Below are 16,139 nucleotides of genomic sequence, written 5' to 3' on the forward strand. Positions count from 1 at the left end.
AAAAATTAAGAGTTGGATAAATAGATTAAAATCGAACATAAAGTCACATTCAAAAAAGTGAACAGTCTGCAGGTTAGCTGGATGCTTGACCACCCAACCATTTTCACAGGAACTGTAATCCCATGTATTTATCTTGACAGTAATTGAGTCTGACTCGTAATACGGGTTGGATGTCAGAAGAAGTGAAAAAAGCTTTGCTACCGGGATTTCCGATGGGCAGGATCGGTCTTCCTGAAGATGTATCCCGTCTGATTGCTTTTCTGGCAAGCGACGATTCCCAATGGATCACCGGACAAATCATTCATTCTAGAGGTGGTTTCTAATTTCCATAAAACCAAAGGAGGCCGCCGATCAACAGGATCGGCGGCTTTATTCAACTACCGGGTGGATACTATGCTTTGTGAAGAAGATTATGCAAAGGTGGCGAAAGAAGCTTTACGTCAATACCCAATCAATTGGGTAAAACTTGTCGTCTCCGCCTTTTAACGTCTTCGAAACGCTCCAGCGCGCGCCAGAGCATAGAAGATCAAGAGAGCAATGATCGACCCGACGATCGCGGGTATGATATGAAATCCACCCACCACCGGCCCCCTCGGTCCCAACAGTTCATACCCTAACCATGATCCAACAAAGCCAGCAATGATATTGCCAAGTACGCCTCCCGGCACGTCCCGTCCAATCAGATTTCCACTTAACCAGCCAATTAACCCACCGACAATAAGTATCCAGATTAAATACACGAATTGGTCTCCCTTCCATTGATTTATTACAAGTTATGTTTCGTTAGGGGGAATGTTGCGGATCATCTGCGAATCGACCATTAAACCATTTCCATTTTAATCCAAGGGTAGTAAAATCAGTTGTACCACCACTCGTATGAATGCTGATGCAGATGGGGATTGGAGATCGTCAGTATAGGAAGGAGGCGCTTAGGTGTTCATGTTTCGAAGTCTTTTTATTTTAAACTTGTTGATGTTATGCCTGATGTCAGGCTTGGCTGCTTGTTCTGAACCAGATCAATCGGAAGATAAGGGTGCTTCGACAAAGGATGACTTCACGGAGCAGATACAGAACCTTAATCTGAATCTGGAAGAACCGGGATGGAAGCTGGATACGACCCCCGTGAATCTAACGTGGTTCGTTGGAGCCGAATGGTACAGGCACATTTGGGGTGAGAGCCTGACTTCCAAATATGTCACCCAAAAAACAGGAGTTAATATCGAATTTGAAGTATCAACTGGTGAACCAAGCGAGATCTTATCACGGATGTTGACGACTGGTAGTCTGCCGGATTTGATAACCATCGGCTCCTGGGAGAGTGCGGTTAACAAACTTCGGGAGAGTAATCTCATCTATGCCCTGGATCAGCTAGCCAACCAGTATGATCCTTACTTTTACAAGGTAGCAGGTGATGGTGCTCTACAATGGTATCAACAGGAAGACGGCCATACCTATGTCATTCCCAATGATGCGTACAGTCCCGAACAGATGCGTTCAACCGGCTTGACGGGAGCGAACCAAACCTTTCTTGTACGTAAAGATCTGTATGAGTCGATGGGCAAACCGGACCTTACCACACCGAAAGGTTTTCTAAATGCATTGCAATTGTTGAAGAATCAATATTCTGTTTATAAAGGCCAGCTGATCAGTCCGTTTTGGGCACAGGGGAATGCATCCTATGGGATGACCGAATATTTGCAAAATCTGCTTGCGATCCCCCATGAACGGAACGGTAAAGTATACGACCGAATGACAGATCCGGATTATATGGAGTGGCTGAAAACATTTCGTACCGCTTACGAGCAGGGCCTGATTAATGTTGATTTTCTGGTCGACTCCAGTGCACAGGTGCAGGAAAAAACCAACCATGCCCAATATTTTATGATGATTCGGGAATGGACAGACATATCGGATCTCAATTCGAAATTGGAAGTCCTTACGAATCAGAGTTCATACTATACTGCTGTAGATGGACCACGGAGCAGCAGGGGAGAATCCGCCAAACTGTTTCCCGGCAGCATGGATGGCTGGATGGTTACGATGATTAGCAGATCTACGGAAAACCCTGAACGAGCCATCCGATTTTTGACCTATCTGGCCAGTGAAGAAGGCCAAAGGGATTTATTTTTGGGCAAAGAAGGTGAAACCTGGGCGATGAAAAACGGCAAACCGCAGTTGACGGAGGCAATGGTCCAGTTGCATGACACGGATAGGGAGCGGCTGGAAAAGGAATATGGCATTATGGATACCTACTGGATGCTGCGAAACCCTGCTTTTGTTAACAAGTGGAGACCTGAGAATGCTACATCCATTAAGCAAATGGAGGAGTTCGCCAACCAACAGGCCGATCTGGACAGCGGCATCTATAAGGGACTAGATCCTGTAGGGGATTCCGATATAGCGTTAGCCTGGTCACGTATTTCTCAGAATTGGGAAGAAGTGCTGCCAGAACTGATTACAGCGAAGGATGAAGCAGCCTTTGACAAAATTTTCGAAAATTTTCTGATACGTCGTGTGAACTACGGCTTTAACCAGGTGATGGAATATCGCCAGGCTGAACTGGAACTGCGGAAAGCCAAGATAGCCAGGTAACCATTCCCTACATTGTTAACTATCAGCTAACTGGTGATATATGGTATATGGTATAACAAAGGTGGTGAATACATCAGAATGAAATACCTGCTAACGAGATTGAGGAAGCTTTATCGCAATGCCCGTATATCCCAAAAGCTGTTTCTGGCATTTAGCTTGATGATTGCCATACCTGTTATTTTGATATCCTTTGTATATATCCGCATGCAAGAAACCCAGCTATATAAGGATGCTATGGCAACGGGCAACAGCCACGTTACATGGCTGAATGAACAATTGCGCAGAAGAATGGACATGATTGAGAACGCTTCCAATACAGCCCTCACTCAGAAATCATTTGTGGATTTTATTCATTCCAATATGCTTGTGGATGGACTACGTCTGGTGAAGTTCAAGCAAAATCAGTTTGAGCAAATGCTTAATATCATTCAAAGCAATGCGATGATCAGTGAGCTTAGCTTTTACATCGATAACCCAAACTTGTATGAAATCTGGCCTGAAATCTATCATTATAAGAAATTTTGGCCGCAGGATTATTGGGTAAAGCTTCGGGACGAAGGTGGTGCGGCTTACCGTTTATTTTCTTTTAGGGATGGTGAACACACTTTATCCTACTATCGTCTGGTTCGCCTTCAAGGGCAGGAACAAAAACGCCCTAGTATTATGGAAGTGCGAGTCCCGCACAGCATGTTTTTCAGCGACCTGCTCCAGGAGAGCAAGGGGGACTTCTTTTCGGTGTTGATGAACGAAAGCGATCCTCCCCAGTATGTTTACAATCCCCAGCATGAGTTTTCTGAGAAGTACGGGCAGGGGATGGAGGAGATCCTTGGCAGTATTCATGGCCAGCTGGATATATTGCCGCAGGAAAAACCGCTTCAGGTTAAGGTGGGAGATCAGAGCTTCTATGCATTGTATCGATACATCGCTCCGTTGAACACTTATGTGGTTGATATTGCTTCCCATCAGGCATTGATGAAGGGGCCGCGTAGTTGGTATGCATTTGTGGTAACGATTACATTATGTGTATTGTTGCTGCTGATGTTACTCGTATCCCAAACGACGCGGCGCATTTTCCGGCGGTTGGACAGCGTACTGGTATCCATGCGTCAGGTACGGAAAGGCGAGCTGGATGCAATGATTGATACAGGCCTTGATGAGAACGAAAGAGGGGATGAAATCGATGAGGTGGCTGTGAATTACAATAAAATGTTACATGAGGTCAAACGCCTAATGACACAGGTCGTGGATAAGCAGTTAATTGCCAAAAACGCACAACTGCACTCGCTACATTCGCAGATTAATTCTCATTTTTTATATAACGCCCTGGAATCGATCCGTATGGTGGCAGAGGTACAGAGGCAGCCTGCTATAGCCAATTCATTGGTGTCGTTGGGCTCCCAGTTACGTTACAGCATGCAGTGGCGTAGCGATACCGTTGCTCTTCGTGAGGAGCTTGCCAATATCCAAAGTTATATTGAATTTATCAACTTTATGGAAGGTGGCAGTATCGTTATGACCGCCGATCTTCCTCAGGAGATCCTTCGTTACACCATTCCCAAGATGTGTATGCAGCCCATCGTTGAAAATGTAGTTCATCACGGGGCACCTTCAGGCGGCAGGGTAACTTTAGAGATTACCTTTTCTGTGGAGAATGACAATCTGCTTTTCATTAACATAAGAGATGACGGAAAGGGGTTAGAGCCTGAGATGTTACACCGTCTTCAGGCAGTACTGCGGAGCGAATCGGATACACCGATGGTTACTAGCAGGAGCGGACTTGGTTTGGAAAACGTGAATAAGCGATTGCAGCTTCATTATGGCAAGAATTGCGGTCTTTGGATTGATAGTGTGCAAGGTGCATATACCTGCGTAACGATACGCTTGCCTTGGGAAGATGTAAATCTTGGAGGGTGGTAGAGCATGATTAATATCCTGATTGTGGACGATCAAAAACACATTCGTGACGGCCTGCGGGCCATGCTGCATCAATTTCCTCTGGAGCTGAACAACATATACTGTGCCGCGAGCGGGATTGAGGCGCTGGGCCTATTGCGGCAGCATTGCATTCACATCGTTATTACCGATATTATGATGCCCGATATGGATGGGTTGGCACTCATGGCTCAAACCAAAGAGGAATACATGGATGTGGAATACCTCATTATCAGCGGTTATCGTGATTTTACATATGCCCAAAAAGCGATCGGGCTTGGGGCAAAGGGCTACTTGCTCAAACCTTTGAAGCGAGAGGATCTGCAACATTCCCTGGAGCATGTATGGCAAGAGATCCAGACACGGCAGGCACTTACGCATAGTATGCAGCGTGTATCCCGTCTCGCCCGAGAGACCGATCGTAAAGAATTAAGAATGTTTATGCAGGGTGCGTTAAGTGATGACGCATGGATTCTTCAGATTGAGGAACAAAATGATGCGTTATGGCGTAATTATCGCCTAGCCCTGCTGCGGGAAGAAGTTTGCTTGAACCAGCCCGGGGCCAGTAGCGCCCATAGTTTGGAAGCCATTGCTTATCGTGTGTTTGGCAAACAAGGTTGTATTTGCCTGCAACATCGCCCATACCTGATCCTTGCGGTGGATGCGTCCATAGATCCAAGTGTTTGGACTGCAGCGCTCAAGGAAGCAAAGATCGATGCCATAACGGCCATGACTAACCCAATTCAGGGGTTAAAAGAACTACCCGACAGCTATACCCAAGTGCTTGAGCTTTATCGCCACAGTTACCTGTTTCCTGATCAGTACAGTATCTTCCCAGCACATATTGAGCATATGGAACAACAGTGGCAACTTCCCTATGAAGACTTATATGAACTGTTCCAGTCGATTGGAACAGATAACAGTGGAACAATTACTCAGGGTATTTCTGCAATATTTCATAAAAAGGTGCTTCAACGCTATCCTATTCGCTATACCCAACAGCTCTGCGCCGCCACCGTTCAGATGATGGAGGAATACGAACGAGTTATCCGCCCTTATATGGGGGAAGAAGTGCTGGACCTTGAATCCTTGCGTAATCTCTTTGATTATCAAGGGATGCGTGATTATATACAAGCACTGCAAGAGCAGCTGCTTCGGCTGAATCAGTTATATTATGACTATAAGTGCTGCTATAGCAATTCGCAGGATCTAAATGAAGCCATTCGTTTTATACACGAGAGTTACCACAAACCGCTGGACCTCGCGATGGTATCCAATCATGTATCGCTTAATTATGCTTATTTTTCCAATCTGTTTAAGAAGAATATTGGTAAAGGTTTTGCTGAATACCTACGAGATGTACGTCTGGATAAAGCGCGGCGGCTTCTCGCCGAAACCGATCATAAAATTGTTGAGGTGGCTGCTATGGTTGGCTATGAAAGCTACAAAAGCTTTACACGCGCGTTCCGACTTGTGATGCAGATCCAACCCACAGAGTACCGACAGATGATGCGGCAGAAGGCAGATTGAATCAAAAGCCAAAAAAATGGGATACCACAAAAACAATTGTACCTTTTCAGCAAATTAACCTATTCGATAGAATAAAGATATTCCCACATGTAAGCGATTTCCTTAATGCGCATGGATTGGGAGAAGCTATTATTCTATTAAAGGAGGGCAATTATGAAACCATCTCACTTTACGGCGAAACGGTTTATGAAAAAGGTGCTCGGTATGTTCCTTGTGGTTGTGATGCTGGCTAGTATTGGTATACTGCCAACTTCAAAGGTTCAGGCAGCGGGAACTACTGTAACCTCAATGGAGTATTTCTCACCAGCAGACGGGCCTGTTATTTCAAAATCTGGGGTTGGCAAGGCCAGCTACGGATTTGTTATGCCTAAGTTCAATGGAGGCTCCGCGACATGGAATGATGTTTACAGTGATGTAGGCGTTAATGTTAAAGTGGGCAACAACTGGGTTGATATCGACCAGGCAGGCGGTTATATCTATAACCAAAACTGGGGGCACTGGAGCGATGGCGGCTTCAATGGCTATTGGTTTACCCTCTCCGCAACAACCGAGATTCAACTGTACTCCAAAGCGAATGGTGTTAAGCTGGAGTATCAACTTGTATTCCAAAACATCAACAAAACAACCATCACAGCGATGAATGCGACACAAGGTCCACAAATCACAGCAAGTTTCACAGGCGGTGCGGGCTTTACATATCCAACGTTCAACAATAATCCTGCGGTCACTTATGAAGCTGTTGCGGATGATTTGAAGGTGTATGTCAAACCTGTAAATAGCAGCACCTGGATTGATATTGACAATAACGCAGCCAGCGGCTGGATCTACGATCACAATTTTGGCCACTTCACGGATGGCGGCGGTGGGTACTGGTTTAACGTAACGGAGTCGATCAATGTCAAATTGGAATCAAAGACTTCTTCGGCTAATCTGGTTTATACCATTACGTTTAATGAACCTACAAGAAATTCATATGTCATTACGCCATATGAAGGAACAACCTTTACAGCAGATGCAAATGGGTCCATCGGGGTTCCGCTTCCGAAAATTGATGGGGGAGCGCCAATCGCCAAGGAACTGGGCAATTTTGTATACCAAATTAACATCAATGGGCAGTGGGTTGATTTGAGTAACTCCAGCCAGAGCAAATTTGTATACTCCGGTAATGGGTATAACAATATGTCCGATGCCAACCAGTGGGGTTACTGGGCCGATTATGTCTATGGTCTTTGGTTCCAGCCAATCCAAGAAAATATGCAGGTCCGTATTGGATATCCGCTGAATGGACAGACGGGTGGAAATATTGGCAACAACTTCGTCAACTATACCTTCATCGGCAATCCAAATGCCCCGCGTCCGGATGTATCCGATCAAGAGGATATCTCAATCGGGACGCCAACCGACCCGGCAATCGCGGGCATGAACCTCATTTGGCAAGATGAATTTAACGGAACTACGCTGGATACAAGCAAATGGAACTATGAAACAGGATATTATCTCAACAACGATCCCGCTACTTGGGGATGGGGAAATGCAGAACTGCAGCACTACACAAACAGCACTCAAAATGTATATGTACAGGACGGAAAGCTGAATATCAAAGCCATGAACGACAGCAAATCTTTCCCACAAGACCCGAATCGGTATGCACAGTATTCTTCGGGAAAGATTAACACCAAGGATAAACTATCCTTAAAATACGGCAGAGTAGATTTCCGTGCCAAGCTTCCTACAGGTGATGGTGTATGGCCAGCACTGTGGATGCTTCCACAAGATTCGGTATACGGCACTTGGGCTGCATCAGGTGAAATTGATGTTATGGAAGCGAGAGGCCGTCTGCCTGGATCAGTAAGCGGTACCATACACTTTGGTGGACAATGGCCCGGAAACCAGTATTCGGGCGGCGATTATCACTTCCCGGCGGGGCAAACTTTTGCCAATGATTATCATGTATATTCGGTAGTCTGGGAAGAGGATAATATTAAATGGTATGTGGATGGCAAGTTTTTCTATAAAGTCACTAACGAGCAGTGGTATTCCGCAGCTGCACCGAATAATCCGAATGCACCTTTCGATGAGCCGTTCTACCTTATTATGAACTTGGCAATCGGCGGAAACTTTGACGGTGGTCGTACTCCGAACGCCTCCGATATCCCTGCGACTATGCAAGTGGATTATGTACGCGTGTATAAAGAACAGTAATTTGCGATTTCGCGTAGAGCGAATGAAGAGCAGATGGAACAGATGCTGGGCAAACCGGAGAACCTGAAATCTCATACTCTAAAATTGGCTTACGACCGATTCCCAATATTTCTACCTGGGAATCGGTCGTTTAAATTTAGACTTGATAATGTAGTTCATCGGCTGCAACTCTTGTCGAAGGACAAGAACATAGGTAACATACTGGTTACCTGAATAACCAGAAAATGATTCCTAGACGCAACATAGATACAATAATAATGGAAAAATAAGATACATCATTAGGAGGAAATATGAATCAGAAAGAATTTGAATCAGTCATCAATCTCCCTGCAAATATTCGTTATGAATACTTCATCAAAAAAGTAGTGGATTCAGAAGAAGTGTGGGGGCTTTATGAGAATGGTGGTCAGTTACTGAAGATGATAAAGGTAATAAATTACTTCCATTTTGGCCTAAGAAAGAATTCGCGGAATACTGTGCAACTGATGGTTGGTTTTAAACCTTCAATATTCTTAAATAATGCTGATTCTGCTGTATTAGAAGTCGATATACTAATTGAGGATTTAAAGACAGAACTTGAAAAATACTAACAGGATTGATAATGGCCATTCCCAGAATATCAACCGACCGGGGACGGTCGAATGTAATGAACTACGGGTACTGTTTATACTGGGCGAACAAGTGGAAAAGGCACGTCTTTAGAAAACATCGCTAAAAGGGATGATAACCACCATAAATAAGAAGTACAGTAAGTATATCAAAGCCTCAACGAAGGAGTTTGGAAAACCGTGAAAAATACGAGAAGTAAACGAATGAAATTGGGTGATATCTACGCTATACCTCTGCCTAACGCTAAGTTTGCCTTTGGGAGAAGGCTTAAAGATGCCAGCATTGCAATCTATAATGTGATAAGTGACACGATAGAAGAGATACCTCAAGAAGAGGAATACCAATTTATCGTGGGTGTATATGATGATGTACTGAAATCAGGTGATTGGCCGGTCGTTGAGAATCGTCCGTTCCCGGATGAAGAAGAGGCGTGGCCCCCACCTGCCTGTATCGTTGATAAGATATCAGGAGAATATTTGATTTATCATATGGGAGAGACTAGACCTTCTAATAGCGAAGAATGCGAAGGATTAGAGATTGCGGCTGTTTGGGAAGCCCATCATATTGTTGATAGAATAATGGGAGATGATAAGTGGCACCGAGACCCGAATAAATAGTGTGCGTGTATACCATCTATGGTTCCAGAGTATCAGGTGTAGCGGTTTGAACCGCTTTTTCACTTTCCAATACAAACATTAAGTCACGGCCTACATACGTTTCTATAGGGGGAACATCAAGCGCTTCAACCATTTGCTCTGTTAAAGTAAATTCTTCTGACATCTTATATAAACAAAATCAACCGAGCCAAGCCCTCCTTTTACAAAGAGAGGCTTGGCTTGTTTTGAATTCAGAAGTAAGCAAAAATGCAAAGTAAACTTGACACATAATGCAAAGTGAACTATGCTAAAAATGCAAAGTAAACATTGCAAGGACGTGATCATTTGAAGACAAGAATTGCAGAACTGCGTAAGCAGCATAAGCTGTCACAGGAAGAGCTGGGACGAATTGTTGGTGTTACCCGGCAAACCATCACCTCTCTTGAAAGGGGAAAGTATACGGCTTCCCTTATTCTTGCTTACAAAATTGCCAATTTTTTCGGACTCGCCATTGAAGATGTTTTTGATTTCAGCGAAGTGGAGGAACTGTAAATGGACAAGTACAAGATTAAAGTAAATACTCGTAAAAACGTACTGTCACTGGTAGCTGCTGCTACCCTATTGATCTATGTAGGACTTATATTTTACCGAGGTGGACTACCCGATTTACCTAGTTTTATAAAGGGATTTCACACAGGAGCTTTTATCGGGGTTGAAGTGGCCGTCGCTTTTTTCCTCGTCAGGTATATAAAAGCCAGTAATAATGAAGCCGAGCTGAAGAAGCAGTATATTGAGGAGAACGACGAGCGGAGTGTAATGATATTCCAGAGTGCCGGCACACTCAGCACAGCAATCATTCTCATTGGTCTGGGCATTGCCTCCGTGGTCGCCGGTTTCTTTAATCCCTTGATATTCTACACCTTACTAGCTTGCTTATTGTTTGTTTTAATCGTATTTTTTGCACTGTGGATGTATTATGCGAGAGAAATTTAAGGTTTAGATCAAAGCAGTGGAGAGAAGTGAATGTTTACCGGATATCGATTTACGGACAGGTTAGTTTCGGTATATGGTATTATTTGATTGATGGAGTAAAATAAAGGGTGAGACTAACATGAGTCAGCGTTTCCCAATAAAGGTAAGCATAACGATCAAAGGCTTAAAAGGGAGTGAACTATATTAATATACAGCATCCCTATTTACGACAAATTCAGCTTAAGAGGCAACAAGTACCCACCTATAATCGTTACCCCTTTGATTTGGCGGTCATTCGAAACCTAAATACTCTTGATTTCCACCCCAAGGTAACCTATATCGTAGGTGAAAATGGAATGGGCAAATCAACACTGATGGAGTCCATTGCTGTCGCATGGGGATTTAACCCGGAGGGTGGGACGATCAACTTTTCCTTTTCAACCCAGGCTACTCACTCGAGCTTATATGAATATATACAATTGATCAAAGGTCCGCGACGCCCGAGGGATGGCTTCTTCTTCCGGGCAGAGAGTTATTATAATTTAGCCACAACGATCGATGAGTTGGACAGTCAACCTTCATTCGGTCGCCCTATTCGCCCTATTAAAGATTCGTACGGTGGCAAGTCCTTGCATGAGCAATCGCACGGAGAGTCGTTCTTTTCCACTTTCATTCATCGGTTCGGAGAGAATGGATTATATATACTGGATGAGCCTGAGGCTGCATTGTCTCCCCTTCGCCAAATGGCGATGCTGACACGAATTCATGAACTTGTTTTGCAAAACTCTCAATTTATAATTGCGACCCACTCCCCGATCCTTATGGCATACCCAGATTCGATTATTTACAATCTAAAGCCGGATGGTATCGAAGTCCAAATATTGGAAGAAACAGAGCATTATATGATCATGAAAGAGTTTGTGAATAACAAGGATCGGATGCTCAGAGAGTTATTCGAAGAAGCTCAAGATTAAGCTAACTGATATCTTTAGCTGTTATACTGGCTGCTGCTTTATATGTCCCAATCTTTGGGTTTCCCGTTCATTGTGGGTGTTATATTGTTTATTATTGGCTTGATAGTATTGGTAAATGAGTACTTTATTAAGGATTAATGACAAGTCAGAGTACAACTCGTTACGCTAACGGGAAACGTTAGCTTAATCAAACTTAAAAAGGCATCAAATTGATCAGCTGCTGATTTCGACTAGCGGACTGACAACAGGGATCGTTGCAGAAATGCTGACGATCCTTTTTTTTGTATATGTTTACGTATGAGTATTTAAATCACGAAAAAGGGCTCCTCCGTAGACTAGGACGCCCCAAGTGGCTAGCGCCTTTAGGCGCAGTTTGGCAACAGGGGGTTATACCTCAAGAGCAAACCACCCGTTGGACGGGTGGTCCTGATTTTACCCTGTAGTACTAAATTAGCCACCAATAGATTTCAGATACTAAGCGACTTAAGAATTCTTAAGAAATATGTACCCCCCATCTTAAGAATTCTCACGTAATCTTAAAAACATTAGCAAACAGAAGAGGGTAGATAACAGGGTAAATAACAACAATTTAAGAATATTAATAATAAGAAGTCGTAATAAAATTCATTATTAGTGAGGATAATCTATGTTTATAAAGAATATTCCCAATATGCTTACCTTTATAAATTTGTCATTTGGTGTACTTTCAATTGTCGAGGTAATTAATCAAAATTACTTCGCAAGTGCAATGTATATCATTATTTCAGCATTTATAGATAGATACGATGGGATAATCGCTAGACGATTAGATGTTTGCAGTGAATTCGGTAAACAATTGGATTCCTTAGCTGATTTGGTTTCCTTTGGTATTGCTCCAGCTTTACTTATTTATTTTAAATTCAATTTTGATGATCTTGGCATGATGAGGATTCTAGGTATAGTTGCTCTATTGTTATATATCGTCAGTGGCTCCTATAGACTGGCGCTATTTAATATAAGAGAATTTGAAGGTACTTTTCGTGGAATTCCAATAACCGTGGCAGGTTTTGTTCTCTCCACATACTCGGTGATTGCACCAAGTACGGATAGTTTAACACTTATATCCGTAATTACATTGCTTGCCTTTTCCTATTTAATGGTATCAAGTATAAAATTCAAGAAAATATAATAAGGAGTAAATTATGAGTATTCAAGATGGATATACAAATAATCGAGATTGTGACAAACCTTTAAATAAAACCGGCCTACGTTATTTAACGAAGCTTTTATTCTGTACAGGAGTTCCCAAGCTGGTCCTATGCATAGCTCTTATTCTAAGTATTATCAGTTCTTTGCGTGGTTAATAGTTCCAATCGTTACCGGAAATATGATTGATCAATTTCGTTTGGAATTATTAAATGCCACTATGATTATACAGCTTGTTCTTATCTTTATTTTGCAAGCCGTATCAAGTGGACTCTCATATTATCTGTTAGCTTATGTCGGAAATAGAATGGTCAATCAAGTGCGTAAACAGCTTTAGGAAAAGATGCTTTATCTACCGATGCGTTTTTTTGATCGCTACCACTCTGCGGATCTCATGAGTCGCGTTTCAAACGATAACATTGAGATTAAAACGCTCATTACCGATCGCTTAATCAATTTTATTTCCAATTTACTCGGAACAAAAAGAATTGAGAAACGGCACTGATGCCTTTGATGACGTTGATGTCATGCCGGATAAGAATAACTTCTTAGAGTTTGGCGAGGTTTGTTTTGGTTATGAAAGTGATAAACAAATTCTGTTGAATGCTACGTTTCCTATACCTGATCGTAAAGTAACTGCTATTGTTGTTCTTAGCGGAAGTGGAAAAACAACCATTTTTTCGCGTATTGAGAGATTTTAGAATCCAGAAAAAGGAAATATATATTGGGGTGATAAACCAATCAAATCATTTTCTCTTCATGATTGGCGCAGAAAAATCGGTTATGTGTCTCAAGAAAGCTCTCTTATATCAGGTACAATTCGAAAAAATATTATCTATGGACGGGAAGACAAAGTGAGCAAACTGGAGATGATTAACGTAGCACAACTTGCATATGCCCATGATTTCATAGATGCCTTACCAAAAAAAATATGAAACAAAGGTAGGAGAGAGAGGAATTCAGCTATCGGGCGGACAACGCCAGCGTAATAATGTTAATTGCAGTTAGGAGTTTTAACATGATTATTGGCTATATCAGACCTAAGAAATAGCCTGATTTTTCTCCACGACGAATGAAGAGAAATCAGGCTTTTGTATTAAAATTGGTTTACATTAGAATACGATCAACTAACTTTCAGAAGACATGGCAATGGCTTTTGTTTCATGAACTGTTCCATAAGGATGCTCAGGCGGCGCGTAGATGACGTACACTTTAAGAGGTACGCTGCCTATGTTGGTGATATTGTGCCATTTTCCAGCAGGCACCATAACGGCATAGTCCTTACAGGCCATCGTTTGAAAATTCAAGTTGTCTTTCTCGTCACCCATTTGCACAAGTCCCTGACCTTCTTCAATACGAATGAATTGATCGGTTGTCGGATGGACTTCCAATCCGATATCTTCGCCAACAGGGATACTCATCAGAGTCACTTGAAAATGCTTTCCCGTCCATAGCGCGGTGCGATAATTCTGATTATACTTTGCGGCTTGATCAATATTGATTACAAGTGGTTGTTGTCCATAATCTCTTAATTCTATATTTCCACCAGGGTGACTAAGGTTCACATTTCCATGGCAATACGGAGGGGTGAGACCCGGTCCGTTGTTATTCTGGATGTTAGGCATTGGATTATGCGACTGATTTTGATGAAATAATTTATGATACATACTCATTCTCCTTCTTAGATGAAATGTCTACTCACAACCTATGCAGCCGCCTATATAAAGGTATACAACATTTGCAATAATGGGCAGGAGCCTACATGATTACATTGGTTTTATGACGTGGAGCGTTTCCATAAATAAACGCTGTAATCATTTGCCGAGTGTTTTAGTGAAAAGCTACAGCTCTTTTTATGAACTTGGGTGAAGCTACTACAGTTGAAGAAGCTGAAAAACTGGCAATGAAGAGACGCCCAGACTTTCCAATAAACCTGAAATGCTGTCGAGGGACAAGAACATATTCCCATTGAAGTCGCTATTTTAGCGGCTTTTTAATTTTATCGGTACAAGTTCGTGTCCCGAGTCGAAGACAAGAACTTGTACCGATTACCGTATTGGACAAGAACCTGTTCCTATTACCGATTAGTCGTGTATCTAATCGGCATGGTATCGCAAACTACCGAACAACAAAAGATATAAGCAAAGATTTAGTAGCGATTGCTTCCGAGAATGGGGAAGAAATCGCTATGTTTTTTGCGGATTTTTTATTTTTTGTCCTCCACATGTGTACAAAAAATAAAAATGATGATACATTGAAATTAGTTTATTTCCTTTTATAACAGGGTTTTTTCGAATAATACTGTGTCTCTTGTACGAGGACATACGTATATCGAGGAGGGAATGGAATGTCAAGTCAAGCATTGGACCAATTTTTAAGTTCGAACATCGAAGATCTAAAAACTAAAGGTCTATATAACGTCATCGATACGCTGCAGGGTGCAAATGGTCCTGTTATTCGTATCGACGGAAAGTCCTTAATCAATTTGTCTTCCAATAACTATTTGGGACTGGCAACAGATCACCGCCTGATTGATGCTTCAGTTAAGGCGTCGCAGACATACGGGGCAGGCGCAGGGGCTGTGAGAACAATTAATGGTACGATGGATCTTCATATTGAGCTTGAAGAAAAACTGGCCCGTTTCAAAAAAACGGAAGCCGTTATCGTGTATCAATCGGGATTTAACTGCAATATGGCTGCTATATCCGCGGTAATGGACCAGCATGATGCGATTTTATCAGATGAGCTGAACCACGCTTCGATTATTGATGGCTGCCGCCTGTCGAGAGCCAAGGTGATTCGCTTTAAGCATTCGGATATGAATGATTTAAGACAGCAGGCGAAAGATGCCAAGGAATCCGGTCAGTACCATAAAATTATGGTCATCACCGATGGGGTTTTCTCCATGGATGGTGATATAGCAAAGCTGCCTGAAATCGTGAAAATAGCAGAAGAATTCGATCTGATTACTTATGTGGATGATGCCCACGGTTCGGGCGTTCTCGGAGCAGGTGCGGGAACCGTGAAGCATTTTGGATTGTCCGACCGCATTGACTTTCAAATTGGTACTCTTTCCAAGGCGATTGGCGTTGTCGGCGGTTATGTGGCGGGTAAAAAACAGCTGATCGAATGGTTGAAGCTGAGAAGCCGTCCGTTTCTGTTCTCGACATCGCTACCTCCGGCTGCAATCGCTTCTTGCAGCGCTTCTGTCGACATTTTGATGAATGACAAAGAGCTGATCGAGAAGCTGTGGGAGAACGGCAATGATTTGAAAAATGGCTTGAGTCGGCTTGGATATGATGTAGGCCAAAGCGAAACGCCGATCACACCTTGTATCATTGGCGATGAAGTAACCACCCAACAGTTCAGCAAACGGCTTTATGAAGAAGGCGTTTACGCCAAGGCAATCCTGTTTCCCACGGTTCCGAAAGGAACCGGAAGAATACGCAACATGCCGACAGCTGCCCATACCAAGGAGATGCTCGACCAGGTGATCTCCGTTTATGAGAAAGTTGGCAAGGAAATGAAGCTGATTTAGCTGTATTCG

At 42.9% G+C, this 16,139-nt stretch carries 13 protein-coding genes and 2 pseudogenes; 13 read left to right on the forward strand and 2 right to left on the reverse strand.

Annotation, left to right across the window (positions count from 1 at the left end; translation table 11 throughout):
- Nucleotides 1-158: 158 nt before the first annotated feature.
- Nucleotides 159-323, forward strand: a pseudogene (locus V6669_RS16610) (SDR family oxidoreductase); the annotation flags it as partial.
- Between the two features lie 159 nt (nucleotides 324-482).
- Here the strand turns inward: V6669_RS16610 and V6669_RS16615 are convergent.
- Complete coding sequence (locus V6669_RS16615; protein ID WP_036613911.1) at nucleotides 483-740, reverse strand: GlsB/YeaQ/YmgE family stress response membrane protein; 258 nt, start codon at nucleotides 738-740, stop codon at nucleotides 483-485.
- Nucleotides 741-939: 199 nt separating this feature from the next.
- On the opposite strand from V6669_RS16615, the gene V6669_RS16620 reads away from it, so the two are divergent.
- The 11 genes and pseudogenes from V6669_RS16620 (at nucleotide 940) to V6669_RS16670 (ending at nucleotide 13,293) form a co-directional block, all read left to right on the forward strand.
- The gene (locus V6669_RS16620) at nucleotides 940-2,592 is read left to right on the forward strand and encodes an extracellular solute-binding protein (RefSeq protein WP_338587015.1); all 1,653 of its coding nucleotides are present in this window, start codon (nucleotides 940-942) and stop codon (nucleotides 2,590-2,592) included.
- 78 nt (nucleotides 2,593-2,670) lie between these two features.
- On the forward strand, nucleotides 2,671-4,509 hold the full coding sequence (locus V6669_RS16625) for a histidine kinase (RefSeq protein ID WP_338587016.1): 1,839 nt from the start codon (nucleotides 2,671-2,673) through the stop codon (nucleotides 4,507-4,509).
- Between the two features lie 3 nt (nucleotides 4,510-4,512).
- Nucleotides 4,513-6,054 (forward strand): response regulator, encoded by a 1,542-nt coding sequence (locus V6669_RS16630; protein WP_338587017.1) that lies wholly within the window; start codon nucleotides 4,513-4,515, stop codon nucleotides 6,052-6,054.
- Between the two features lie 153 nt (nucleotides 6,055-6,207).
- Nucleotides 6,208-8,256 carry a glycoside hydrolase family 16 protein gene (locus V6669_RS16635; protein ID WP_338587018.1) on the forward strand — a complete coding sequence of 683 codons (2,049 nt, stop codon included), beginning with the start codon at nucleotides 6,208-6,210 and terminating at the stop codon, nucleotides 8,254-8,256.
- 445 nt (nucleotides 8,257-8,701) lie between these two features.
- A pseudogene (locus V6669_RS16640) lies at nucleotides 8,702-8,755 on the forward strand (hypothetical protein); the annotation flags it as partial.
- A gap of 289 nt (nucleotides 8,756-9,044) precedes the next feature.
- Nucleotides 9,045-9,482 (forward strand): Imm26 family immunity protein, encoded by a 438-nt coding sequence (locus tag V6669_RS16645; RefSeq protein ID WP_338587019.1) that lies wholly within the window; start codon nucleotides 9,045-9,047, stop codon nucleotides 9,480-9,482.
- 324 nt (nucleotides 9,483-9,806) lie between these two features.
- A complete protein-coding gene (locus V6669_RS16650; RefSeq protein ID WP_338587020.1) occupies nucleotides 9,807-10,013 on the forward strand; it encodes a helix-turn-helix transcriptional regulator in 207 nt (68 codons plus the stop codon).
- The gene (locus tag V6669_RS16655; protein ID WP_338587022.1) at nucleotides 10,014-10,454 is read left to right on the forward strand and encodes a hypothetical protein; all 441 of its coding nucleotides are present in this window, start codon (nucleotides 10,014-10,016) and stop codon (nucleotides 10,452-10,454) included.
- A gap of 182 nt (nucleotides 10,455-10,636) precedes the next feature.
- On the forward strand, nucleotides 10,637-11,407 hold the full coding sequence (locus V6669_RS16660; RefSeq protein WP_338594976.1) for an AAA family ATPase: 771 nt from the start codon (nucleotides 10,637-10,639) through the stop codon (nucleotides 11,405-11,407).
- Between the two features lie 646 nt (nucleotides 11,408-12,053).
- Nucleotides 12,054-12,575 carry a CDP-diacylglycerol--serine O-phosphatidyltransferase gene (pssA, locus tag V6669_RS16665; RefSeq protein ID WP_338587023.1) on the forward strand — a complete coding sequence of 174 codons (522 nt, stop codon included), beginning with the start codon at nucleotides 12,054-12,056 and terminating at the stop codon, nucleotides 12,573-12,575.
- A 505-nt stretch (nucleotides 12,576-13,080) separates the two neighbouring features.
- Nucleotides 13,081-13,293 (forward strand): hypothetical protein, encoded by a 213-nt coding sequence (locus V6669_RS16670; RefSeq protein ID WP_338587024.1) that lies wholly within the window; start codon nucleotides 13,081-13,083, stop codon nucleotides 13,291-13,293.
- Between the two features lie 426 nt (nucleotides 13,294-13,719).
- Here the strand turns inward: V6669_RS16670 and V6669_RS16675 are convergent, their stop codons facing one another.
- A complete protein-coding gene (locus tag V6669_RS16675; protein WP_338587025.1) occupies nucleotides 13,720-14,265 on the reverse strand; it encodes a cupin domain-containing protein in 546 nt (181 codons plus the stop codon).
- 674 nt (nucleotides 14,266-14,939) lie between these two features.
- Here V6669_RS16675 and V6669_RS16680 point away from each other — a divergent pair.
- A complete protein-coding gene (locus V6669_RS16680) occupies nucleotides 14,940-16,130 on the forward strand; it encodes a glycine C-acetyltransferase (protein WP_036673649.1) in 1,191 nt (396 codons plus the stop codon).
- Nucleotides 16,131-16,139: the final 9 nt, after the last annotated feature.

It is taken from the genome of Paenibacillus sp. Y5S-9 (genome assembly GCF_036894235.1).
In the GTDB taxonomy this organism is placed as follows: Bacteria; Bacillota; Bacilli; order Paenibacillales; family Paenibacillaceae; genus Paenibacillus.